Raw genomic sequence first — 24,065 nt, 5'->3', positions numbered from 1 at the left:
CTAGTCCACGGAAGTGGACCAATGGTTTTCAAAACAATCCATTCCAATGGGGGAACCATCGGGAATCTTTGGCGCCTTGGTTTTCGCCTCATACCCTCTGGGGTTCCCAATGAATTTTTCCACTTCCTTTTTCATTAAAATAGCAAATGGGTCGGTTGCCCTGGGTCCTTCCCCCAAATACGTCTTCAGGCGCATCATCTCAAACAGGATTGTTTCAGTTACCTGGGGATAACTCTCTTTATGACTGGCCACCTGCATAAGATGCTGCAAAACCTGCCAGTTCACCAATTTTTGTATTTCTCCCCTATATCCTTTGTTTTTTTTGCCTTTAATGGTTTCCTCCAAAAGTAAGGCAACCATATTTTCGAATCCAAGTTGGTCTTCGTCCATGGCCTTCTGTTGAACCAATCTATTGGCACGTTCATGGTGCAATAACAGCCCCAACGTTCCAGAGGCTGCAGTTTCGGCTGCACCATAGGGGTCAAAGGCTACGCCCGTCTTGCCCTTAAAGGACTCCCTGGTTCTTGGATATCCAATACTTCGTGGCGGAAACAATTTCAATTTTTCCGTTGGTATCGCCAAAACGTCAGGTTCCAAGGATTTCAGCATGGCTTCCAATGCATTTTCCTGGGACACCTTGTTTGCGGTTACCACACTGTTTTGACCATCGTCCTTAACCTTGTAATTGTAGTCCAGTCCACCGATTACTTTGGCCGCCGCTTCAATTTGGTAGCGGTGAAAAAAGTATAAGGGGACAAAAACGTCCTCTAAAACGGAATACGGTTCCCCAGATTTTATGTTATCCGCGGAAAAGTTGGCAATTGCCCGTTTTCTTATTTCCAGCACCCGTTCCAATTCCTGGCTTGCACTTGGTCCATTGTCCCAAAGATGGGCAAGGGTATGGGCACTTCCCAAAGGGCGCGCATCTTGATCGGACAAATAACGCAACCCGTCTTTTTGTGCTTGTTCCAAAATCGCATTCAAGGCTTTTTTCTCATCGGTCCCCTTGGGAAAATCCGAATAGGCATAGGCTACGGTAACTTTGTCCCATTCACCGATTCCCGTATCGTAAACATTGGAAAAATCCACGGTATTTCCATCCAACTGGAAATACGGATGTGGATAGTCCATAACGGATGCCCTATTATTGGTACTGGCCGCAAAATTATGGGCAAAACCGAGTGTATGCCCTATTTCGTGAGCAGATAATTGGCGAATCCTTGCTAGGGCCAACTGTAGCATGGGCTCGTAGTTATCATCGCGTTCAGAAAAAGGTTTGTCCATTAATGCCTGGGCAATCAAAAAGTCTTGCCGTATGCGTAAACTTCCCAAACTCACATGCCCTTTTATAATTTCACCCGTTCTGGGGTCCCGGACACTGGCCCCATAACTCCATCCCCTGGTAGAGCGGTGCACCCACTGAATTACATGGTACCTTACATCCATGGGGTCGGCCTCGTTTGGCAGTATCTTAACTTGAAAAGCATCTTTATAACCAATGGCCTCAAAGGCTTGGTTCCACCAACGCCCACCTTCCAAAAGCGCCGAACGCACCGGTTCCGGTGTACCATTATCCAAATAATAAATAATGGGTTCTACGGCTTCACTCACTTCGGCCGTTGGGTTTTTCTTCTCCAATCGATGTCTTGGAATGTACCTTTTAAGAATAGGTTCCTGTACCGGAGTTGCATAGTCGTAGTAACTGAAAGGGTATGTGCCACACCTTGGATCAAAATCCCTCTTTTTAAATCCTTCTTCAGGGAGTTCGATCAAGGAATGGTGTTGGGCCACGGTGACCAACTTGGGATTGGGGGCAACCGAGCGAATCCATGCTCCCTCTGGAGTACCGGAAAATGTGAGTAACATATCGAACTCCACATTTTTTGGGAAGGCTTTTGTACGTTCAAAGGACAATGCACTTTTATCCTTATCCAATGTATAGGAACCTTGCTTGGTCCTTTTTAACCTATCCGATACCCCGTGGGCATCGCGCATTAAAAAATCAGTGATATCAATAAGATAACTTCCTTTGGATTCTTCTTCAATTTTAAAACCATGTAGTACCGATTTGGCAAAAGCCTGTTCCACGGATTTGCGCTCCAGTTCATTATCCGTTAAAGCCCTAAAGGTAAGATTGGGCTGAACGAGCAACAGCTTTTGTCCCACTTTTTTAAAAAAGACAACCTGTTCATTTCCAAGCTGTCCCCTATCCAGTCCTATATCGTTGCTTCCAATACCACTGCTCAACGAATACACATAGAGGAATTCCTGTTCCAAATCATCTACTTGAAGATAAATCCTGTCGGAACCGTCATCGTAATAAAAATTAAAATACCCATTGAATTTTTGAAAGTCCTTGGCCTTTTCAAAGGTTTGGGAACATAGTGAATAAAAACTTAAGAAAAGAAAAAAAATACAGCTCGGTCTCATGCAAGAATATAAAGTTGTTAGACATTTAGAGCCTGTTTAAGATTCCATAAATTGTTTTTTCATGTCTCTTTTTGCTGCCAGCGCACCATCTGGCTCCTCTTAAAAAGGCCAAATCGTTGGCCTTTTCCCTCGGCCCTGTTAAAATTTCATCAGGTAGCCCAGCTATCATCTTCAATTTTGCCTCATTCTGCGCCAAAAATAGTCTTTACAAAAATTCAATTATACAATCCTAAACAGGCTCTTAAATTTATTGAAATTTGATTGCCCAGCAATAGTGAATTTCTATTTTTGCCCCAAACATTTTTAAATGGTAACCACAGATCAGCAAAAGGATCTTATTGAACGCCTGGGTGCGTTAAGGAGGTATCTTTGACATTGATGCCAAACGAATTGAAATAGAGAATGAAGAGGAGAAAACCCTGGTGCCAGGGTTTTGGGACAATCCACAGGAGGCCCAAAAGCAGATGCAGGCCTTAAAATCCAAAAAGAGATGGGTCACTGATTTTGAAAATGCCAAAACCATGGTAGGTGATTTGGAAGTGCTCATGGAGTTTTATGAATTGGGCGAGGTTGACGAAGGGGAAGTGCAGGAAAAATACAACGCCACCAAAGAAATCATTGAGAACCTCGAGTTCAAAAATATGCTTTCCGAAGAGGGTGACGAACTCACCGCAGTACTACAAATAACGGCTGGAGCCGGTGGAACGGAAAGTTGTGACTGGGCTTCCATGCTCATGCGCATGTATATGATGTGGGCCGAAAAAAATGGGTACAAGGTTAAGGAACTCAACTATCAGGAAGGCGATGTTGCCGGAATTAAAACAGTGACCCTGGAAATTGAGGGAGAGTTTGCCTTTGGTTGGTTAAAGGGCGAGAACGGGGTACACCGATTGGTCCGGATTTCGCCATTTGATAGCAACGCCAAACGACATACCAGTTTTGCTTCGGTCTATGTTTACCCCTTAGTTGACGATTCCATAGAAATCGACATTAACCCTTCGGATATCGAAATTACCACGGCACGAAGTAGCGGTGCTGGCGGGCAAAATGTCAATAAGGTGGAAACCAAGGTACAATTGGTGCACAAACCCACAGGAATCCAAATTTCCTGTTCGGATTCCCGTTCCCAACATGATAATAGGGCCACTGCCCTACGTATGCTCAAATCCCAATTGTATGAAATTGAACTGAGAAAACGTCAAGAGGCCAGGGATGAAATTGAGGCATCCAAGATGAAGATTGAGTGGGGTTCACAAATCCGAAATTATGTAATGCATCCCTACAAATTGGTGAAAGACGTACGCTCAAACGAAGAAACGGGCAATGTCGATGCCGTTATGAATGGGGAAATTGGCTCTTTTTTAAAGGCTTACTTGATGATGATGGGGCAAAGGGACGGGTAACTTCGCTAAATCCTCCCTAAATTTGTTTAGCTGTATTAGTCATTTAACAAAAAATTAACCAAGGCCCTTTAAACCTTCGGTTGGTTTTAAAATCCAATAGAACGATGAGAACCCTTGCAACTTCATTATTTGTACTCACTTGCTTCCTAATAAGTTCCGATCTCCATTCGCAATTTATCAACAACAACCGTTTTGGAAGACAAAGAAGCGCAATTCCGCAAACGCAAACACCTCCACCAGAACCTGAAAAACTGACCGCAGAACAACGTGTGGATCAGGAAATGCCCAAGCTAATTGAGGTTATGGACCTTGATCCTTTTGAGCAAGCCATTGTTAGGTCCGTGCTCGTTAAAAGCGTTCAAAAAAGAATGGAACTCCAAATCCTGGATCTGGAACAGAAAAAGATGATGGAGGAATATGGAAAGATCGTAAAAGAACAGGATGAGGAATTAAAAGCCGGCCTTCCGGAAGAAAAATTCCAAATCTATATGGATATGAGGGAGAACCCTTCAAAAACCAAGCGAAAACAGAAAAAGAAGAAGCGGCAATCGAAATCCTGATATGAAGAAACTGTTCCTGGTGTTCGTATGGATCATACCCATACTGGCACTCGCCCAAAAACCCCAAAACTTTAAACCCATACAAATTACAGGAACAGTTATCGACAAGGATACGGGGCAACCCCTCGAATACGCAACTTTAATAGTGCAAAGTATTCGAAATCCGGAAAGAATAACCGGAGGTATTACCGACGCCGAGGGAAAATTTGAGGTGCAAACGCCTCCAGGTGTCTTTAACATTTCCGTGGAATACATTGCTTATACTACCTATGTATCCAAAAAACAACAACTTCGCTCCAATACGGATTTGGGAATAATTTACTTATCTCCCGATGTTTCCCTATTGGAAGAAGTTGAAGTGGTGGCAGAAAAGACTACGGTAGAGCTTCGATTGGATAAAAAAATCTACAATGTGGGTAAGGACCTTACGGTTCAAGGGGGAACGGTCAGCGACGTCTTGGATAATGTTCCATCCGTATCCGTTGATGTGGAGGGCAATGTACAATTACGTGGAAATGATGATGTCCGCATCCTAATCAATGGTAAACCCTCTGCGATAACCGGATTGAACAGTACTGAGGCCTTACGCCAGTTACCGGCAGAATCCATAGAAAAGGTGGAAGTAATCACCTCCCCGTCCGCTCGTTACGATGCCGAGGGGTCTGGGGGAATCATCAATATCATTCTTAGAAGAAGTAAACTACAGGGCCTCAACGGTGCCCTTACCGTGAACGGGGGATATCCGGAATCCGCGGGCATCAATGGCAATCTCAACTATAGAACGGGCAACATCAATATTTTTACCAACACGGGATATAATTACAGGACACGCCCTGGAAATTCCCTAAATGATACGGACTTTTTTGATGCCGAGGGAAATCTCACCAATACCCTGCGCGAGGAACGCGATTTTGATCGAATCAGAAGAGGATTGAATGCCAACTTGGGCGTGGAATGGTACATCAATAAAACGGCCTCCATTACGCAATCCATTTTTGTGAGGGATTCGGACAATGAAAGCGAGACCACCAACAACTTTGTCCAAAGCGATGTCACAGGAAATACCCGTTCGGGCTTCAGATTTGACCCAGAAACGGAGAAAGATGACACTTTTCAATATGCCTTTAATTTTGATAAGCAGTTCAATGGGGAATTGGACCATACCCTCACCTTTGCCTTCCAATATGAAGAGAGTGATGAAGTTGAGGAATCCCTGATCATCCAAAATGGATTTGATAGCGAAAGTGTGCGAACGGCGGAAAACCAAAGAAGGGTCTTTATGCAATCCGACTATGTGGTGCCCCTGGGTGAAAACGGACAATTTGAAGTTGGTTACCGAGGGGATTTTAACCGTTTGAATACGGATTATGATGTGGTATTCATTGAACCTACCCTGGATGTCCTGGGAATAACCGATCCCAGTAACGTGCTCGACTTTAAGGAAACCATCAATGCGTTCTATACCCAATACGGGAACAAGTTCAAGGATTTTTCCTTTCTAGCGGGACTACGATATGAGGCCACGCGACTAATCATCAACCAAATAGAGACGGGTGATTTTAACCGAAACAATTTTGATGGTCTTTTCCCTACTTTGAATTTGAATTACGAAATCTCCGAAAAAGAGAGTTTCCAACTGGGATACAATCGTAGAATACGCAGGCCCCGGTCCAGGTTCTTGAATCCTTTTCCGTCTAGATCAAGCCCTACCAACCTTTTTCAGGGAAATCCGAATCTGACCCCGAGCTTTTCCAACCAAATTGAGTTGGGATATCTTAAACGATGGGAAAAGTTGACGTTGAACGGATCGATCTATTTCCAACGTTCCACCAATGTCATCACTTTTATCGTGGAGGACACCGGGGAGGATACTTTCTTTGACGGGGAACAGCTCAGTATTTTAAGGCGAACTCCTGTAAACTTGGCCCGAAACGACCGATATGGACTGGATTTTACCGCTACCTACCGACCTACCCGAAAATGGAACCTGAATACCAATATCAACTTGTTTAATTTTATCACCAGAGGGGACTTTAACGATCAAAATTTTGATGCCGAAAACTTAAGTTGGTTCATACGCCTAAACAATAAAATTACCCTTCCCTCCGGCATCGATTGGCAAACCCGAATCTTTTATCGTGGTCCCACGGAAAACGCCCAGACCAGGAACCAGGGCATTTTTTCCCTGGACTTGGCCTTTAGCAAGGATTTTCTCAAGGAACGGGCCTCCTTGGCCGTCAATGTAAGTGACGTGTTCAATAGCAGGCGAAGAATCAGTGAAACGGTAACCCCTTTATTCAACAACGATAGTGAGTTTCAATGGAGGGTACGCAGTTACAATCTGGCATTTACCTATCGTTTTAATCAAAAGAAAAAACGGGGTGGGGATAGGCAAAGGGATTATGAAGGTGATGATGAAGAGTTTGGAACCCCATAAAGAAAAAGGAGCCGAATGGCTCCTTTTTTTATTCTTCAAGCTCGGCCTTTTTGGCCTCGCGTCTTTCTTTCCACATTTCCATGAGGTTGCCCGTTAACCAATAGGGCACTACAAAGGTCAATAAGAAAATCATTAGCCAAAAACCTATGGTCAAGATGGTCAAAAAGGCTAAAAATCCGAGATATTGGTCAAATTCTACCATGAGTTCTTATTTATGCTACAAAGATACTTTGAAATAATTCAAAATTGCAAGGACAATAAAAAAAATATAATTCCAAACATTTATCAGGAACAAATACCTTTTTCATGGATTACCTTTGTACGGTAAAATTTTTCACAATGGAATTTAGGATTGAAAAAGACACTATGGGCGAGGTAAGGGTGCCTGCCGATAAGTATTGGGGTGCGCAAACGGAACGCTCCCGAAACAATTTTAAAATTGGGCCTACGGCTTCCATGCCTTTGGAAGTGGTGTATGGTTTTGCCTACCTAAAAAAGGCCGCTGCATACGCCAATCATGAACTGGGCGTACTTGCAAAGGAAAAAAGGGACTTGATCGCCACGGTTTGTGATGAGATTTTAGAGGGTAAGCATGACAGCCAATTTCCATTGGTCATTTGGCAGACGGGTTCAGGGACCCAAAGTAATATGAATGTCAATGAGGTAATTGCCAATAGGGCCCACGAACTGGCCGGAAAAACCATTGGAGAGGGTGAGAAGACCATTCAACCCAATGATGATGTGAACAAATCACAATCCTCCAACGATACCTTCCCTACAGGAATGCATATTGCAGCTTACAAGAAAATAGTGGAGGTCGCCATCCCCGGTGTGTTGCAACTCCAAAATACCTTAAAAAAGAAATCCGAGGAATTCAAGGAAGTTGTAAAGATTGGTAGGACCCATTTAATGGATGCCACTCCCCTAACTCTGGGACAAGAGTTTTCAGGTTATGTTTCACAATTGGACCATGGCCTTAAGGCGCTGAAAAACACGTTGCCGCATTTGGCAGAATTGGCGTTGGGGGGAACCGCAGTGGGTACAGGTTTGAATACGCCCAAAGGATATGATGTCCTGGTAGCCAAATATATTGCCGATTTCACTGGAATGCCCTTTGTTACCGCTGAGAATAAGTTTGAGGCTTTGGCCGCCCATGATGCGATTGTGGAAAGCCACGGTGCATTGAAGCAATTGGCCGTCTCCTTAAATAAAATAGCCAATGATATCCGAATGATGGCTTCCGGTCCACGCTCCGGGATTGGGGAAATCATCATCCCAGCCAATGAACCTGGCAGTTCCATTATGCCCGGAAAGGTAAATCCCACCCAATGTGAAGCCATGACCATGGTATGCGTCCAAGTAATGGGCAATGATGTGGCCATTGCCGTTGGAGGAACACAAGGGCATTACGAGTTGAACGTTTTTAAACCGGTCATGGCCGCGAATATCCTCCAATCGGCCCAGTTGATCGGCGATGCTTGCGTGAGCTTTGATGTGAACTGTGCCGTGGGAATTGAACCCAATCATAAGACCATCACCAAACTATTGAACGATTCCTTGATGTTGGTCACGGCACTGAACACTAAAATAGGATATTACAAAGCGGCAGAAATTGCCAATACTGCCCACAAGAACGGTACTACCCTAAGGGAAGAAGCCGTAAACCTGGGGTACGTTACCCCGGAAGAATATGACGAATGGGTAAAACCCGAAGATATGGTAGGCAGCTTAAAATGAGTTGCATACACAGGAAATAAAAAAGGGCATCCATTCTATCTGGATGCCCTTTTTACATATAGTGGATAGTGTTGTGTTATTTAAGGGTGAACTTGGAAGTTCCCAAAAGCTTTAATCCATCATCATAAACATTCACCATGTAATTTCCTTTTTGGAACTCACTTGCCGGTTTATTGATGTAGTCACATACGTCCAATGAATTATTCTCATAGTAAAAACTGGTTCCCTTGGTGTAGCTCACGGAAGCACCTTCCTCGGTACTGGCGGTCATTCCATCACCTACAACATTGCCTTGGGGGTCAAGAACCTCAATAAAGAACTCCCTATCACCAGCCTGTGCAATAGCGTTGTCCGCCACAGTAAAGCATACCTTAAACTTGTCGGTAGCCTTGGCCCTTTGTGTTGAAACCAATCTACCACTGCTTCTTTCTTTGACAGCGTCAATTTTAAAATCGGAAAGATTAAGCGCAGAACCTCTTTCAACAGCATCTGCCAACTGCGTATTCTGAACTACTAGGGAGTCATTGAAAACCGTTTGCTTTTCCAACTCAACAAACGTGCTATCACGTTGCATTGCCAATAAGGTATTTGAAGTGGTCAAGGAATCCACTTGCTTTAGCAACTCTTCGCGTTCCGCTTTTAGTTGACTTACTTGCCTTCTATATCTGGAAAGGGAAGCAATGTCAGCTTTCATGGTCTGAACGGAATCAATGTATTTTGCAATTCGATCACGGGCAGCAACCAATTCTTCATTGGTGGCATTACTCTCCAAAATAGCTTTGTCATATTCGGATTTCAAGCTATTTAAATCCTCAACAACCAAGTCTTTTTCTTGTTTCAAAGCGGTAGTAGTCTTCTTCTTATCTTGGTAAAGACTAACAGTGTAGATAATTGTTCCCAAAAGGACAACACCTAGCAATCCCGCTATTACCTTCAAACTGTTGTTACTTTTTGTTTCTGTCATAATCTCGATTTTTTGCTTTCTACAAATGAAAATTTGTTAGTGTCTGGTTTATATACGTCAATGGATTATGTTTAGACGTTTTTAATGGGACAAAATGTTAAAGATGTTTGTGAATGCCCATGTTTACTTAGCTTTATACAACTATTTTTTTTATGAAAAATTTATATTTTCTCCTTATATCACTGTTTTGTTTAAGTATCGTGGGCTGTGGAAACAGAAAAAAGGAACCTATTTCAGTTGAAGGGCCTAACGAAGAATTTCCGGTTTCCACTTTGGATATCAGACCTATTCAGCATGCTACCATGGTCATGGAATGGAACGGTATAACCATTTATGTCGACCCCGTGGGTGGCAAAAGTGCCTTTCAGGGACAAAAACAGGCCGATTTGATATTGATTACCGATATCCATGGGGATCACTTTAACTTGGAGACCCTTCAGCAACTAAATACCAAAAAGGCAAAAATCATGGTTCCCCTAGCGGTAGCTGAAAGAATTCCTGATGAATTTACCCCGCAATTGGATGTATTGGACAATGGCGACACAAAAGAACGGTACGGAATATGTGTGGAGGCCGTCCCCATGTATAACGTAAGGCAGGAGGCGCTTAAGTACCATAAAAAAGGACGGGGGAATGGGTATGTACTCGAAATGAACGGAGAACGTATTTATATTTCCGGTGATACTGAGGATGTTCCCGAAATGCGTGCACTGAGAAATATAGACAAAGCCTTTGTTTGTATGAATCTGCCGTATACCATGACCGTAGAAAGTGCGGCAGATGCCGTATTGGAGTTTAAACCCAAGGAAGTATATCCCTATCATTACCGGGGTACGGACGGATTTAGTGATGTAGAACGATTTAAATCACTAGTTGAGGAAGGAAATACCGATATAGGGGTAATTCTATTGAATTGGTACAAGCCTTAAATCACCTTACCAGCTTTTTGTACTTAATACGTTTCGGCATGATATCAGCTCCCAAACGCTTCTTTTTGTTTTCCTCATAATCGGAGAAAGACCCCTCAAAGAAATAGACCTGGGAATCTCCTTCAAAGGCCAGGATATGGGTGCAGATCCGGTCCAAAAACCATCTGTCGTGTGAAATAATAACAGCGCATCCCGCAAAATTTTCCAAGCCTTCTTCCAGAGCCCGTAGGGTATTGACATCCAAATCATTGGTAGGTTCATCCAACAACAAAACGTTGCCTTCCTCTTTTAGCGTCATGGCCAAGTGCAATCGGTTCCGCTCCCCACCGGAAAGCATGTTTACCTTTTTGTTTTGTTCACTTCCGGAAAAATTAAACCGACTTAAGTATGCCCTGGAGTTCACCTGCTTCCCTCCCATCATCACCAATTCCTGTCCATCGCTGAAGTTTTCCCAAATGGATTTTTCCGGGTCAATATTTGAATGGGATTGGTCCACGTAAGCCAATTTGGCCGTGTCACCCACAACGAACTCCCCTTTATCAGGTGATTCTTCGTTCATGATCATCCTAAAAATAGTGGTCTTACCAGCACCATTGGGACCAATAATACCCACGATACCTGCTTGTGGAAGATTAAAACTAAGATCCTCATAGAGGAGTTTATCCCCATAGGCCTTGCTCACGCCTTTGGCCTCTATGACATTGGTCCCTAACCTGGGGCCGTTGGGAATATATATTTCCAGTTTGTCTTCCAATTGCTTTTGGTCCTGGCTGGCCAACTTATCATAGTTCTTTAAACGTGCCTTTTGCTTTGCCTGCCGCCCTTTTGCTCCTTGACGTACCCATTCCAATTCCCGTTCCAGGGTTTTTTGACGTTTGGAGGCCTGTTTGCTTTCTTGGGCCAATCGCTTGGCTTTTTGATCCAGCCAACCCGAATAATTGCCTTTCCAGGGAATGCCTTCCCCCCGGTCCAGTTCCAGTATCCACCCCGCAACATTGTCCAGGAAATACCTGTCGTGGGTCACTGCAATCACCGTTCCTTTGTATTGGGCCAAATGATGTTCCAACCAATGGACCGATTCCGCATCCAAATGGTTGGTAGGCTCATCCAAAAGTAGGACATCCGGTTCTTGTAATAATAATCGGCATAGGGCCACCCTCCTTCGTTCACCGCCGGAAAGCACTTCAATCTTCTTATCTGCTTCCGGGGTCCTCAGGGCGTCCATTGCTATTTCTAATTTCGTGTCCAGTTCCCAGGCATTACTGGCATCAATTTTATCTTGCAGCACCGCTTGTCTGTCCATTAACTTTTGCATCTTATCCGCATCCTCATATACTTCAGGTAGGGCGAACATATCATTGATCTTATGGTACTCATCCAAAGTCGCAACGGTTTCGGCCACCCCTTCCTTCACAATCTCAAGGACCGTCTTATCCGCATCCAACTGTGGTTCCTGCTCCAAATAACCAACAGAATACCCCGGTGAAAAAACCACATCACCTTGATAATTTTTATCCACCCCCGCAATTATTTTGAGCAAGGTGGACTTCCCTGAGCCGTTTAAACCAAGAATACCAATCTTTGCTCCGTAAAAAAAGCTCAAATAAATATTCTTCAGTACTGGTGTATTGGCATTTTTAAAGGTCTTGGTGACCCCTGCCATGGAAAAAATGACCTTTTTATCGTCAGACATGATTATGGTTAATGGTTAATAGTTGATGGTTGATGGTTGATGGTTGATGGTTGATGGTTGATGGTTAATGGTTAATGGTTAATGGTTAATGGTTAATGGAAAGTAGGAAACTTTTAACTCCTAACTCTTAACTTTTTATAGGGTTTTCCCGAACAACTGCAATGTCTTTAAAATTCCATCTGAATCCAATCAAACCCTACCTTTTAAGGCATTGAACACCCAGGCTATTGCAAAAAAGCCAATTCCGACCGCGCCAAAACCGTATCCGGCTACTTCATCATATTTAAAAGCCCCAAGGGCAATCATTCCCAATCCCACCGCAATCATGATGATTGTGGCATAAGCCAGTACAGTATTTTTATTCATTCCCATTCGTACAAATTAAGTGTAAACTCAAATATCGGAAAAAATGCAAGAACCATCCTTACGGCAATCTCAATTGGCATTGTATCTTTAACAAATAAAGCATAAAACCCATAAAATGGATTTAAACTTCAATAAAAATGAAGATCATAATAAATTAATGCTTGCACAACTCCGGAGAAAATTGTCCGACCTAAAGCTCGGAGGGGGTAAAAAACGAATTGAAAAGCACCATGCGAAAGGAAAAATGACCGCCAGGGAGCGTATAGCCTATCTACTGGACTCCGATGAAGCGGCCATTGAAATCGGTGCCTTTGCCGGGGAAGCCATGTATAAGGAACATGGGGGTTGTCCTTCCGGAGGTGTCGTGGTCAAAATTGGCCATATTCAAGGAAAGCAATGTATTGTTGTGGCCAATGATGCTACCGTTAAAGCTGGTGCTTGGTTCCCCATAACAGGAAAAAAGAACCTTAGGGCACAGGAAATAGCCATAGAAAATCGACTTCCCATTATTTATCTTGTGGACAGTGCGGGGGTCTATCTCCCCATGCAGGATGAAATTTTTCCGGACAAGGAACATTTTGGACGCATATTCCGGAACAATGCCGTAATGAGCAGTATGGGAATCACGCAAATTTCGGCAGTCATGGGAAGTTGTGTCGCTGGGGGTGCCTATTTGCCCATTATGAGTGATGAGGCCCTGATCGTGGATAAGACAGGAAGTATTTTCCTGGCGGGAAGTTACCTGGTGAAGGCCGCCATTGGCGAAAGTATTGACAATGAAACCTTGGGAGGGGCCACAACACATTGCGAGATTAGTGGCGTTACCGATTACAAGGCCAAAGATGATAAAGATGCCCTGGACACCATCAAAAACATTGTAGGCAAAATAGGGACTTTTGAGAAAGCCGGCTACAATCGTATCGAACCCAAGGCCCCAACTGAAAATCAGGAAGAAATCTTTGGTATTCTACCCAAATCCAGAGCTGACCAATATGATATGTTGGAGATCATCAAGAGATTGGTGGATGATTCCAAATTTGAGCAATACAAGGAAGATTACGGAAAAACACTTTTGACAGGATATGCACGAATTGATGGCTGGGCCGTAGGCATTGTGGCCAACCAACGTAAAGTTGTAAAAAGTGGAAAAGGCGAAATGCAATTTGGAGGGGTCATCTATTCCGATTCCGCGGACAAAGCCACTCGATTCATAGCGAATTGCAATCAGAAGAAAATTCCTTTGGTGTTTTTGCAGGATGTTACCGGTTTTATGGTAGGCAGTAAAAGCGAACACGGGGGAATCATAAAAGATGGTGCCAAAATGGTGAACGCCGTTAGCAATTCAGTGGTTCCCAAATTCACCATAGTTATCGGAAACAGTTACGGTGCCGGCAATTACGCCATGTGCGGTAAAGCCTATGACCCCAGGTTAATCGTAGCATGGCCCAGTGCCGAGCTGGCAGTAATGAGCGGTAATTCGGCAGCCAAGGTGTTGCTACAGATTGAAAAAGCCGCTTTGGAGAAAAAGGGCGAGGCGTTTGATACCGAAAAGGAAAAGGCCCTTTTTGAAAAAATAAAAACCCGGTACGATAATCAGGTATCGCCCTATTATGCGGCTGCACGTTTGTGGACCGACGCCATTATCGATCCTATGGCCACTAGAAGGTGGATTTCCATGGGTATCGAAACGGCCAATCACGCTCCCATTGAAAAGCAGTTTAATCTAGGGGTATTGCAAGTATGATCATCTTGCACTCTTCATGATAATATTCGCCGTGGGTTTGTCGCCTACCTTAAGTACCATGACCTGATATCCTTCCTTACGGAAAAATATTTCATCATTTGTATTGGCCCCTATGGTATAGCGTCCTTTGTCATCGGTAATCACGGTTTCTTTGGTTCGTTTATTGGTAACTTCCACACCTTGTACCATACGACCTCCCATTAGAGTAAAGCCTGAAATGGTTCGAATTTTTTTCCTTTTACGTAACTCCCTTTTTTCAAAACGCTGTGCTACTTTTTCCGAAACCATCAGGGAGGTTTCCAGATAATAGGCCATGTTTTGGTCCGTAATCCGTTCCCATTTACCCTGACTTGCATATTTTCTATAGGAACCATACTTGTCCGGTGCTCCGGCCAATATCAATCCCAATTCCTCATCCCCATATACCGTCAATAGTTCCAGTGATATCATAAAATCATTCTTGACATAAATATCGTATGGCCTTAGGTCTACCCAGACTATCTTATTCGTTTTTTTTACGGTGACCAAAATATTCTCCCCGGATTTGTTCAAATTGGTCTTGGGCCTGCCCATTATTCCATCATCCTTATAAATATTGACACGGAGCAACAGGCTGTCCGAAGGGTTGTGGAATACTTCGAACTGAAAGCGTTCCAATCTACGAAGCCCACTTTTCGCAATTATACGGGTAGCCAACTCACCTCCCAGGGCAATCTGGTCTTTCCAATAGCCAAAAATACGCTGGCCGGAGTTTTTATAACCAATGGTATTTTGAATAAACCGTTCGCCCTTGTTGGATACCACTACCTCATCCAATTCCACCCTGGTAGGTGTCATTTTAAAAACCGGATATTCATTGTAAACCAATGGCATTTTGGCCACCGGTATGTTCAAAGAACCGTAACCCAAGGCCGAAAAGAGTATAATTTCCTCGGATTCCACCTTATTTTTTTGAAAGTAGAGATGAAAAAGACCTTCTTCGTCACTTACGGTTCCTATACCTTTTTCAACAATACCAATATTTACATACGGAATGGGCTCCCCGGTTTTTGAATCCACAACCTTCCCTTTATAGTCTTTTTGCGCGGCACCAAACCTAAAGACAAATAACAGGATGAACGTGGCCAATAAGCGGGCCTTACAACTACGGTGTCCCAATACTTCCAATAGTTCTTACATTAAAAAGTTCTTGGTTCGTGTCCTTTACGTTCAATTTAAACACCCGTACTTCCTTCCGCTGTTCTTTGGAACCATAGTTGTGGTAAACCGTTGCCTTTAAATAGGTAGGGGTCAGACTCTTATTGCCGTGGTATTTTATATTCGCCCTCCATATTCCCGGAATTGAGCCATCTATAAGATATTCCGAGCAGGCATATCCCAGTTCTTTTTCCCGTAAAATGATTTCAGGATTTTCTTCAAGACTATGTTTCCAGGTGTAATATTGGCCTTCGGGGTTTACAAATTGCAAATCAAATTCCGCTTCGCTATCGTTCCATTCGAATACCAAACGTGTTCCTTTATATTCTTCCCCATCCATGGTAACCCGCTTACTTTTCACGACCCTATCATCCACCTCCAAAGCCAGCAGGTTATTAAACTCCCTTTTAATTATTGTTGAAAAGGTACTTGTATCGGTTTCCATAAATCCTTCGTCCAACAAATAAAAATAGCGCGCATAGACCTTTGCCGCCATAGCGGTTTTTCCCAAATTTCTATTACTATTGGCAAGTTCCAAGTAAGATTGCGCATAATGCGGCCTTAAAATAAATACATCCTTGGTCACCTGATGCGAAAGCCCAAACCTTTCCTGTGATTCATAGATGTAGGCCAATGCTTTCAATACTACGGGATTCCCGGCAAAAGAATCCATGGCATCTTCCACGATCGCATCGGCAAACTGTTCCGCATTCCATTTTTCATAAAAATGTGTATACGCATCCAAAATAAAGTAGGGGTTGCCAGCATATTTGTCCAAATTGGATTCAAAGATCGCCTGGGCTTCTTCAAATGTTTTTGAACTTTCCAATTCCCTTAAATACACGGGTGCATTCTTTAAAACTACTGAATTCGATACTACAGGTTCTCGTAAAAAATTATTCCTCAACCTAGCGGTATCCCAAGGCCTACCATTTTTATCCTTGGGTATGACCGTTCCCGTTTTTGTATTGATAACGATTACACCTCCCCTGGCCATTGTTCCGTATCTAACCGCTCCTGCAGAGGAAGACAAAACACCTATCCGTTTTATATTTTGAACATCTATAAAATCAGGAAAATCAGTAAACAATTGTCCATCAATATCAAAGATGGCCCTTCCCCCCCTTAACAAAACCGATCGCCCGGCATTGGCCCCGAAGGCTGCCCCAAACCCGACCGTTGTAGCATTGGGAGTTCCGATAGTTCCCGAACCAATGCCAAGACCATTCAATACCCTAATACCAGCAAATCTATTTTGTAGCACCAAGGCCAAATTATATTCCCCTGGTAAAATGTCGTTTCCATCCATTATTCGAACGGAATAGGACACTTTCGTTTTATCCAGATATCCAAAAACGGTCTTGATAATATTTGGGTTGGTGGCATACTGTGTTTCCAGTTCCGCTTGGCTGTTGTTCCTATTTTTGGTAACCGTGACATTTTTGAGTTTTACCACCTTGGGGAACATTTCCACATTTAATGTTTTTGTCACATCTTCCACCCGTATTTGGATAGGTTCCATGCCAGGGTAATTGTAGAACAATGCATCACCGGGCGATGCCAAAATCCTATATTTTCCATCTTCGTCCGTATTAGTGGAAACTCCACCGTTAACGATTTGCACATTGGCATTTGGGAGAAGATTCTCCCCATCCGTAATGGTACCCTTTATAAATCGTTCTTGTGCGGAGCAGATTAAAATTGAAATTGAAAAGATGAGGGCAGTGTAATATATTTTCATAGCAATTTTTCTTATAATTTACTCACAATCAGTCAAATTAACAACCGATTAAAGTAAACTTTAACGTTACCTTCAATTCCCTTGATATGTCCGAACACGAGGTATCAATAACAATTCGGTCTGGCGACCATTGACATATCGAAACCCATCTTCGCCAAAAAAACCAGCTTCCTCCAACATGATACGGATGTCCCTTTTCCATTCTGGAATCGTCACTGTGGTATTCAATTCAATGGCATATACCGTTTTGGGGTTTAGTGGATAATTCTCCCCGTCATCTTTCATTACCCCGTCCTGCGCATCCCACATCCCAATGGTTGTTCCCGCAGAATGGCCATACAGCCCCAGGGGATGTGTATAAATGGCAGGTCGCAATCCCGCCTTCCTGGCATCGGACAAGGCCTTTGCCAAAATTTGATTCCCTGTTTTACCCTGGATCATGTTCATCGTTAAAAAATCCTGAACCCTGTTGCCCTCTTTTAAGGCATTGACCAAAAAACTGGGCGGACTTTTTTCTTCTGGTTTAAGCACATAGGCCAATTCCTGACAGTCCGTATTTAGGCGTAAATAGGTAATCCCAAAATCACAGTGCAGCAAATCCCCTGGTAGGATAAACATATCTTCCGGCCTACCCGAAAAAGAATATAAATGACTCACCAGTTCTTCACTGCTACGTTGTACGTCCACTGTTGGGTGAAACCAGGTTTCCAATCCCAAATCGGTAACTTTTTGACGCATCCACCATTCCACTTCCGATGTAGTGGTCACGCCCGGAGTAATCACTTTTTCTGAAAAGGCTTCGGCAATAATATCGTGGGTAATATCCACCAATTGGTTATAAATGATCATCTCCCTTTCGGTTCGCGTTTCAATCCAGCGTACCGCCAACTGTTCTGCCGACACTATCCTGGAACGATATTTTTTGGGAAGGTTTTCAAGAAATTCTTCATAATCCGTTTTTACCAGACCATCGGCAATATTGTGGTCTTTTGAATAATTTAGGCCTATTTTCCTGGGATTGCGTTCTTCAATTAGCTGCACCAATCGTTTCCACTGATTGGGTTCTTTCTCTTTATCCCATGCCGATTCTATATTCCTTCCTACATTATATCTGGCCACTGCCAGCTTATGGATACTGTCCTTGGTTGCATCCCGATAAAAGAGCAGGATGGTCCTTCGGCGGGCATTCAACCAGGTTGCGGGCAACATGGTACGTAAAACCGGGTCCTCATTATACTCCCGTGAAATGATCAGCCACATGTCAATATCCGTCTTATCCATCAATTCTGGAAGTATGGTATTGAACCGATCTGCTAAAATTTCATCGACCATCCTTGCACGTTCCTTCTCTGGAAGGATTTGTTGGGCCAACACAAGGCATGGAAAGAGAAGAAAAATGTAGTGTACTAATTTCATGGAATTTGATTTTTCCATGAAGATAATGAACTAGCTTGAGGCAGCGTCATTGAGATATTAGAAGTTAGGAGTTAGATGTTAGATATTAGAAGTTGGAAGCGGAAAGCGGAAAGCGGGAAGCGGGAAGTTGGGTGTTGAGTTAGATGTTAGAAGTTGAAAGCGGGGAGCGGGAAGTTGGGTGTTGAGTTAGGAGTTAGATGTTGGATGTTGGATGTTAGATGTTAGATGTTGGATGTTAGATGTTGGATGTTAGAAGTGGGAAATCGGAAGTTGGGAGTTGGAAACTGGGTGTTGGAAGTAGGGGGTCGGGATAGGCAATCTTGTTTCTTGGAGCTTGACTCTTGACTCTTGATTCTTGGCTCTTGGCTCTTGATTCTTGACTCTTGACTCTTGGCTCTTGACTCTTGGCTCTTGACTCTTGGCTCTTGATTCTTGACTCTTGATTCTTGACTCTTGGCTCTTGACTCTTGGCTCTTGGCTCTTGACTCTTGATTCTTGACTCTTGATTCTTGGCTCTTGACTCTTGATTCTTGACTCTTGATTCTTGGCTCTTGACTCTTGATTCTTGACTCTTGATTCTTGACTCTTGATTCTTGACTCTTGATTCTTGACTCTTGGCTCTTGACTCTTGACTCTTGATTCTTGACTCTTGATTCTTGACTCTTGGCTCTTGACTCTTGACTCTTGACTCTTGATTCTTGACTCTTGACTCTTGATACTTGTCCCCGATGTGCTTTGACTATCGGTAGGTCACACCCGGGAAAGGGTTTTGGGGAATTCCTATGGTTAAAACTTAGGTTTGTCGCAATTGAAGTACTGTTTCTTCCCGTCGAATCTTACCATTTTTGGTTTCCACAAACTTTGGTGTGCTTAAAATCTGCTTCGGTTTTTCAAACTTATCAAGGTCTCGCAAGTTATCTATTCCTTTTTGTAATACTTCCCTATCCAAATCCCCTTCAATTATAAGTACCAACTCCTCCCCAAGTTGCCCGTGGGGAATTCCAAAAGCAAAAAACCTGTTTTCAATTAGTGGAGCCAATTTTTCCTCGATTCGCTCAGGAATTAATTTAACTCCTCCAGAATTGATGACATTGTCGAATCTGCCCAGCCATTTAAAATGGGTATCATCCCTAATTTCCACCAAATCATTGGTAACGATCCTTTCCGCAGCAACCTTTGGAGCAACAATGACCAAGCACCCCCTTTCATCCCTTTCAATTTGTATATCGGGCAAGGTCCGGAAATAGGTCTCGTACATACCCGATTTGACATTTCCTATTTCCCTCACTGCAATGTGGGTCACCGTTTCCGTCATACCATAGGTCTCAAAAATGGTTCCTCGCTGTTTTGCCAAGGCTTTCCTAAGTGATTTTGATATTGGTGCACCACCAACAATAAGCTTTTCAATATTTTGAAGATCGGCCAAGGAATTTTCTACTTGTAAAGGCACCATAGCACAAAAACCGTATTGTTTTTGATGGACCGTTAAAGGTTTTGACGAGGGAGCAACAATGTCCAATTCCAAACCCAAAATCAACGCCCTTACCAACATCATTTTCCCAGCAATATGTTGGGCAGAAAGACATAGAAGCGCGGAACTTCTTGGCTTTAGTTCAAAAAACCTACCTGTGGTCAACGCAGAGTTGACCATAAATTCCTTGCTGATTTCAATAATTTTGGGTTGACCCGTAGAACCGGAAGTTTGTACGGGAATACTTTCTGACGGTCCAAGCCATTCCAATAGAAAATTACCTGCAGCCTTTTCAAAATCCTGTCCCTCCTTTACCCAGGAATAGGCCAATTCATATAATCCATCTTCATCAAAATGGATGCCATTGAGCTTAAACGCTGGATGAATTCCCATCTTGGATAGCTATAAACTTTTCTTTGGTCATCACATCACCAATTAACCGTTCCTTCCAATTGGACCATTTATACTTTCGCGAAAAGACGACCAACAAAATAGGGAATACCACAAAAACCGGAATAAATGCATCCAGTCCCAAACTGGGTTCGGAAACGTCACGATAAATGGAATTTGTTTGAAAAGCGGTCCAATCGGCCGTTACCAAAAGTGCCGTTATCAAATTATTGGCGGCATGGAATCCCAGTGCGAGTTCCAACCCTTCATCCATCAGCGTAATGATGCCCAAAAAGAAACCTGTTCCAATATAGTAGACCATGAGGCCCAATCCCAGCTTTTCGACCTCTGGATTTGCAATGTGCATCAGTCCAAATAAAACCGAAGTGATGACCAAGGGCAGCCAACGATTTTTAGCTAAAATTCCCAATCCCTGCATCATATGCCCCCGAAAAAGATATTCTTCAAAACTGGTCTGTAAGGGAATCAATAGAATGGCAATAATGGCCAAGGGAATAAATTTGGACAGATTAAAATTCAGGACATAATCTTCCGGAGACGCATATACATCGATCAAGGTGAAAATGGCCGTGATTCCTCCCCAAAGGAAAAAGGCATAGAAAATCCTACTCCAATCCGTTTTTGGCCTGGAAGTGGTAAGGGAGTTAATGGATTGGCCATGCACCAGATAGGTCCATCCCAAAACCAAAAAGAATCCGGCTACCAGTGGAATCAATAACATGATCAGCACCAAGTTGGAACCAAACTGGTCAATCATTGCGGCCATGGCATCCTCAACATTTACCGGGGAATTGATGGTCAATACATAGTTCATTACCATAAAAGCGATGAAGCCAATGGGAATCACGAAATATTTCCAAATTCCTATGTTTCCCCTATATCCCTGTTCTATGTACATATTGTTTTGATTATGTCCGCTTGCCAAGATAATCCTTTTCGGTAAAAAAGCTTACCATTCTCCACGATAAGCGGAGCATTGAAGTTATTGGTGAACAACCCCCCTGTACCCAGGCCCTGGGGTAGTTTATTGTTCAATGTATAGGTCCATTGGGCTATGGCATTTAAGCCTATATTGCTTTCCAGTGCACTGGTGACCCACCATCCCACACCATGTTCCTCAGCCAATGCTATCCAATTCCCACTTTCAACAAATCCGCCCAACAAACTTGGTTTTAAAATGATGTACTGCGGCTTTACGGTTTGTATCAATTCCCTGCGTTTTGTTACATCGGTTATCCCGATCAACTCTTCATCCAGGGCAATGGGTAACGGGCTCTTTTCACAGAGTAATGCCATAGCTTCCCATTGTCCCGGTTTAATGGGTTGTTCTATGGAATGGATATCCAAACTTGCCAGGATCTCCAGTTTACGCAGTGCCTCATCCGTGGCAAACGCCCCATTGGCATCGACACGAATTTCGATGTCTTCCCTTGGAAATTGTTTTCGGATATACCCTAGCAGGCTTAATTCCGTTTCAAAATCAATGGCCCCAATCTTCATTTTAATACAGGAAAAGCCCTCATTCAATTTTTGTTTGATCTGTTCGAACATAAAGTCCTTATCCCCCATCCAAACCAGACCATTTATAGGTATTGGGGCTTCGGCGGAGAGAAAATCGGAAGGAAAAAGATGGAACATGTTTTTTGACCGCAGGGACGAAAATGCTTGTTCCAAACCAAACTTTATTGATGGATAATCGTTCAACTCCCTAAACAGCTTTTGTTTTCCCAGGGCTATATGGGCACAGACCCATTTGAGTTTCTCCTCGTAGTCCGGTCTATCGTCAAAGCTCAACCCCCTTAAAATACCACATTCCCCCAATCCCAATCCATCATCGGATTCCAGAACCAAAAACCATGTTTCCTTCTCAATTAAAATTCCCCTTGAAGTTCCACTGGGTCGTTTAAACCGTAAAACATACTTATGGTAACTTGCCTTCATACTATTGGCAAAAATACCCATAATGGAAAGCAAAAATTATAACGGGTAACCTAATTTGAATTTATGGGCGTGAATTGCTTACAAACGCAATATGTTTGCTGTCCGGTGACCAAGAATTTACATTAATGGTCCCCTGCCCTCCGTATAAATAGGCAATTGTTCTAATGGCCCCTCCTTTGGTGGGCATTAAACGCAGCATCACCCGTTTAAAGGATGGATGTGAATTTAAAGGAATATCATTTTCATACGATAGAAACGCAATCCATTTCCCATCCGGAGAGATATGGGGGAACCAGTTGTTGTACTGGTCAAAGGTCAATTGCTCCTTTCGGCTCCCATCCGGCCGCATACGCCATATCTGCATGCTTCCCCCATTGGTGGAACCATTGTAATAAATGTACTTTCCGTCGGGAGAATACTCACTGCCATCCACATGTTCGTATTTCTTCACATCGGTAAGCTGGACTTCCTTGCTCCCTTTTTTAATGCCAATTTTATAAATATTGTAACGGCCGTTACCACGCTCCGCCACATAGGTCAACTCCCTGTTGTTGGGTGCCCAACCGTGCAGGAATGAGGGCTCTTTCTCAGTGATCAGTCGTGGTGTCCCTCCCGATAAGGGCAATGTATAAATCTTGGAGGAAAGGCCTTCTCCATGACTAATGGCCAACTGTTTTCCATCAAAGGATATGCAGTGGTCATTGTTCAATTTATTGGCAAAACCGGTATTTAGTTTTTCAGGCGCTCCCCCGATTACCGGCATGGTATAGGCAAAACCATCCATGTTAAAGAGTAAACGCTCACCATCCGGCATCCAATTGGGAGCTTCAAAACGATCGTCCTTTTCAAAGATCACCTTGCGTTTACCGGTAAAAACATTCATGGTTTCCATACGGCAACCCATCCACCCCGAATTATAAGGGTCATATTCTTCTGCCACCGGCTGATCGATACGCACGTTCCATACTTTTGCGGTTTCCTTTGTATTGGCATCATGGGAACAAATGACGATTCCCGTCAATACTTCGTCCGGCATGAATGGCAACTTTTTTCTACTGATTTCCTGCAAAGGTGCACCGGCATGTGCTGCGCGTACAATGAATTCACTGCCTTTTCGCTCCAATTGAATGATTTGGTAAAAGCGTTTTGGTGCCCAAACATCATCTTCGGGGTTTTGCATATCGGCCCCTCTTCTTTCGCGCCATTGCCCCGCTGTGAGGCCATCTCCATGGAGGAATCCGCCTACCATCACCGCATTATCGCCCTCACTGGCACGGGCCATCCATCCCGTCTTCCGATGTACTTCATTATATCCCTCAAATTCAAAATTGGCTGTGGCTATGAAATCCCCTTTTATCTTTTGGTATAAATACCTGAACTCGTCACGTTGACCCCAAATGTTCGCTCCGGCCCCAACAATCGTATAGGTTTGTTCATGGTCATCGTAAGAGGCATTACCCGAAATTTTAGGACTGCCGATGTCCCTATTACCAGTAAAGATTCCCAAGCCCTGGTCTTGGGCGGCAATTACCTGGGTCATGAAAACGAAGCAAACAAAACAATACTGAACGAGAAATTTTGACATGAAGATGCATTTGTTCCTTACAAGATATTCTTCTTGGACG

Annotated in this window: 18 protein-coding genes; 6 read left to right on the top strand and 12 right to left on the bottom strand. The window is 43.4% G+C overall.

Features of this window, described 5'->3' with window-relative positions; translation table 11 throughout:
• Complete coding sequence (locus L0P88_RS20455) at positions 1-2,430, bottom strand: zinc-dependent metalloprotease (protein WP_247131734.1); 2,430 nt, start codon at positions 2,428-2,430, stop codon at positions 1-3.
• Positions 2,431-2,737: 307 nt separating this feature from the next.
• On the opposite strand from L0P88_RS20455, the gene prfB reads away from it, so the two are divergent.
• The 3 genes from prfB (at position 2,738) to L0P88_RS20440 (ending at position 6,830) form a co-directional block, all read left to right on the top strand.
• Positions 2,738-3,833, top strand: a protein-coding gene (gene prfB, locus L0P88_RS20450; RefSeq protein ID WP_247131733.1) for a peptide chain release factor 2 whose coding sequence is annotated in 2 segments (ribosomal slippage) — positions 2,738-2,800 and positions 2,802-3,833 — 1,095 coding nt in all. Because the reading frame shifts where the segments join, the coding sequence is not laid out codon by codon here.
• A gap of 104 nt (positions 3,834-3,937) precedes the next feature.
• Positions 3,938-4,393 carry a hypothetical protein gene (locus L0P88_RS20445; protein WP_158777526.1) on the top strand — a complete coding sequence of 152 codons (456 nt, stop codon included), beginning with the start codon at positions 3,938-3,940 and terminating at the stop codon, positions 4,391-4,393.
• A gap of 1 nt (position 4,394) precedes the next feature.
• Entirely contained in the window at positions 4,395-6,830 is a 2,436-nt protein-coding gene (locus L0P88_RS20440) for a TonB-dependent receptor domain-containing protein (protein ID WP_247131732.1), read from the top strand.
• A gap of 28 nt (positions 6,831-6,858) precedes the next feature.
• Here L0P88_RS20440 and L0P88_RS20435 read toward each other — a convergent pair whose 3' ends face one another.
• The gene (locus L0P88_RS20435) at positions 6,859-7,032 is read right to left on the bottom strand and encodes a hypothetical protein (RefSeq protein WP_247131731.1); all 174 of its coding nucleotides are present in this window, start codon (positions 7,030-7,032) and stop codon (positions 6,859-6,861) included.
• Between the two features lie 137 nt (positions 7,033-7,169).
• Between L0P88_RS20435 and fumC the strand changes: the two genes are divergently transcribed.
• Positions 7,170-8,567: a class II fumarate hydratase gene (fumC, locus tag L0P88_RS20430; protein ID WP_247131730.1), complete on the top strand. Its 1,398-nt coding sequence runs from the start codon at positions 7,170-7,172 to the stop codon at positions 8,565-8,567.
• Positions 8,568-8,643: 76 nt separating this feature from the next.
• On the opposite strand, the gene L0P88_RS20425 is transcribed toward fumC, so the two are convergent.
• Entirely contained in the window at positions 8,644-9,531 is an 888-nt protein-coding gene (locus L0P88_RS20425) for a hypothetical protein (protein WP_158777529.1), read from the bottom strand.
• A 152-nt stretch (positions 9,532-9,683) separates the two neighbouring features.
• Between L0P88_RS20425 and L0P88_RS20420 the strand changes: the two genes are divergently transcribed.
• Positions 9,684-10,460 carry an MBL fold metallo-hydrolase gene (locus tag L0P88_RS20420; protein WP_247131729.1) on the top strand — a complete coding sequence of 259 codons (777 nt, stop codon included), beginning with the start codon at positions 9,684-9,686 and terminating at the stop codon, positions 10,458-10,460.
• Position 10,461: 1 nt separating this feature from the next.
• Here the strand turns inward: L0P88_RS20420 and ettA are convergent, their stop codons facing one another.
• Together ettA and L0P88_RS20410 are read right to left on the bottom strand one after the other, a co-directional pair.
• Positions 10,462-12,153: an energy-dependent translational throttle protein EttA gene (gene ettA / locus L0P88_RS20415; protein WP_247131728.1), complete on the bottom strand. Its 1,692-nt coding sequence runs from the start codon at positions 12,151-12,153 to the stop codon at positions 10,462-10,464.
• Positions 12,154-12,342: 189 nt separating this feature from the next.
• Positions 12,343-12,525 carry a CAL67264 family membrane protein gene (locus L0P88_RS20410; RefSeq protein ID WP_158777532.1) on the bottom strand — a complete coding sequence of 61 codons (183 nt, stop codon included), beginning with the start codon at positions 12,523-12,525 and terminating at the stop codon, positions 12,343-12,345.
• Positions 12,526-12,634: 109 nt separating this feature from the next.
• Between L0P88_RS20410 and L0P88_RS20405 the strand changes: the two genes are divergently transcribed.
• Positions 12,635-14,263, top strand: a complete 1,629-nt coding sequence (locus L0P88_RS20405; RefSeq protein WP_247131727.1) for an acyl-CoA carboxylase subunit beta — start codon at positions 12,635-12,637, stop codon at positions 14,261-14,263.
• Here L0P88_RS20405 and L0P88_RS20400 read toward each other — a convergent pair whose 3' ends face one another.
• From L0P88_RS20400 to L0P88_RS20370, 7 genes are all read right to left on the bottom strand, one after another.
• On the bottom strand, positions 14,264-15,430 hold the full coding sequence (locus L0P88_RS20400) for a carboxypeptidase-like regulatory domain-containing protein (RefSeq protein ID WP_247131726.1): 1,167 nt from the start codon (positions 15,428-15,430) through the stop codon (positions 14,264-14,266).
• Positions 15,408-17,201 (bottom strand): carboxypeptidase-like regulatory domain-containing protein, encoded by a 1,794-nt coding sequence (locus L0P88_RS20395; RefSeq protein ID WP_247131725.1) that lies wholly within the window; start codon positions 17,199-17,201, stop codon positions 15,408-15,410. Before L0P88_RS20395 ends, L0P88_RS20400 begins: the two co-directional genes overlap by 23 nt.
• Before the next feature lie 72 nt (positions 17,202-17,273).
• Positions 17,274-18,617 carry a M24 family metallopeptidase gene (locus L0P88_RS20390; protein ID WP_247131724.1) on the bottom strand — a complete coding sequence of 448 codons (1,344 nt, stop codon included), beginning with the start codon at positions 18,615-18,617 and terminating at the stop codon, positions 17,274-17,276.
• A 793-nt stretch (positions 18,618-19,410) separates the two neighbouring features.
• Positions 19,411-20,481, bottom strand: coding sequence for an AMP-binding protein (locus L0P88_RS20385; RefSeq protein ID WP_247131723.1), 1,071 nt, complete (start codon positions 20,479-20,481; stop codon positions 19,411-19,413).
• Positions 20,459-21,397, bottom strand: coding sequence for a CPBP family intramembrane glutamic endopeptidase (locus L0P88_RS20380; RefSeq protein ID WP_247131722.1), 939 nt, complete (start codon positions 21,395-21,397; stop codon positions 20,459-20,461). The genes L0P88_RS20385 and L0P88_RS20380 overlap by 23 nt, the downstream gene beginning before the upstream one ends.
• Complete coding sequence (locus L0P88_RS20375; RefSeq protein WP_247131721.1) at positions 21,388-22,440, bottom strand: o-succinylbenzoate synthase; 1,053 nt, start codon at positions 22,438-22,440, stop codon at positions 21,388-21,390. The genes L0P88_RS20380 and L0P88_RS20375 overlap by 10 nt, the downstream gene beginning before the upstream one ends.
• A 61-nt stretch (positions 22,441-22,501) precedes the next feature.
• Positions 22,502-24,025, bottom strand: a complete 1,524-nt coding sequence (locus L0P88_RS20370; protein ID WP_247131720.1) for a TolB family protein — start codon at positions 24,023-24,025, stop codon at positions 22,502-22,504.
• Between the last annotated feature and the right edge of the window lie 40 nt (positions 24,026-24,065).

This window comes from Muricauda sp. SCSIO 64092, assembly GCF_023016285.1.
Taxonomy (GTDB): Bacteria; Bacteroidota; Bacteroidia; order Flavobacteriales; family Flavobacteriaceae; genus Croceivirga.
Note: the sequence above shows the minus strand (reverse complement) of the source record. Positions and strands in the feature narration are given on the sequence as shown.

Bases quoted from the DNA above. Each gene is read 5' to 3' on its own strand.
- L0P88_RS20455 (WP_247131734.1), bottom strand. From the start codon at position 2,430: ATGAGACCGAGCTGTATTTTTTTTCTTTTCTTAAGTTTTTATTCACTA.
- L0P88_RS20445 (WP_158777526.1), top strand. From the start codon at position 3,938: ATGAGAACCCTTGCAACTTCATTATTTGTACTCACTTGCTTCCTAATA.
- L0P88_RS20440 (WP_247131732.1), top strand. From the start codon at position 4,395: ATGAAGAAACTGTTCCTGGTGTTCGTATGGATCATACCCATACTGGCA.
- L0P88_RS20435 (WP_247131731.1), bottom strand. From the start codon at position 7,032: ATGGTAGAATTTGACCAATATCTCGGATTTTTAGCCTTTTTGACCATC.
- fumC (WP_247131730.1), top strand. From the start codon at position 7,170: ATGGAATTTAGGATTGAAAAAGACACTATGGGCGAGGTAAGGGTGCCT.
- L0P88_RS20425 (WP_158777529.1), bottom strand. From the start codon at position 9,531: ATGACAGAAACAAAAAGTAACAACAGTTTGAAGGTAATAGCGGGATTG.
- L0P88_RS20420 (WP_247131729.1), top strand. From the start codon at position 9,684: ATGAAAAATTTATATTTTCTCCTTATATCACTGTTTTGTTTAAGTATC.
- ettA (WP_247131728.1), bottom strand. From the start codon at position 12,153: ATGTCTGACGATAAAAAGGTCATTTTTTCCATGGCAGGGGTCACCAAG.
- L0P88_RS20410 (WP_158777532.1), bottom strand. From the start codon at position 12,525: ATGGGAATGAATAAAAATACTGTACTGGCTTATGCCACAATCATCATG.
- L0P88_RS20405 (WP_247131727.1), top strand. From the start codon at position 12,635: ATGGATTTAAACTTCAATAAAAATGAAGATCATAATAAATTAATGCTT.
- L0P88_RS20395 (WP_247131725.1), bottom strand. From the start codon at position 17,201: ATGAAAATATATTACACTGCCCTCATCTTTTCAATTTCAATTTTAATC.
- L0P88_RS20390 (WP_247131724.1), bottom strand. From the start codon at position 18,617: ATGAAATTAGTACACTACATTTTTCTTCTCTTTCCATGCCTTGTGTTG.
- L0P88_RS20385 (WP_247131723.1), bottom strand. From the start codon at position 20,481: ATGGGAATTCATCCAGCGTTTAAGCTCAATGGCATCCATTTTGATGAA.
- L0P88_RS20380 (WP_247131722.1), bottom strand. From the start codon at position 21,397: ATGTACATAGAACAGGGATATAGGGGAAACATAGGAATTTGGAAATAT.
- L0P88_RS20375 (WP_247131721.1), bottom strand. From the start codon at position 22,440: ATGAAGGCAAGTTACCATAAGTATGTTTTACGGTTTAAACGACCCAGT.
- L0P88_RS20370 (WP_247131720.1), bottom strand. From the start codon at position 24,025: ATGTCAAAATTTCTCGTTCAGTATTGTTTTGTTTGCTTCGTTTTCATG.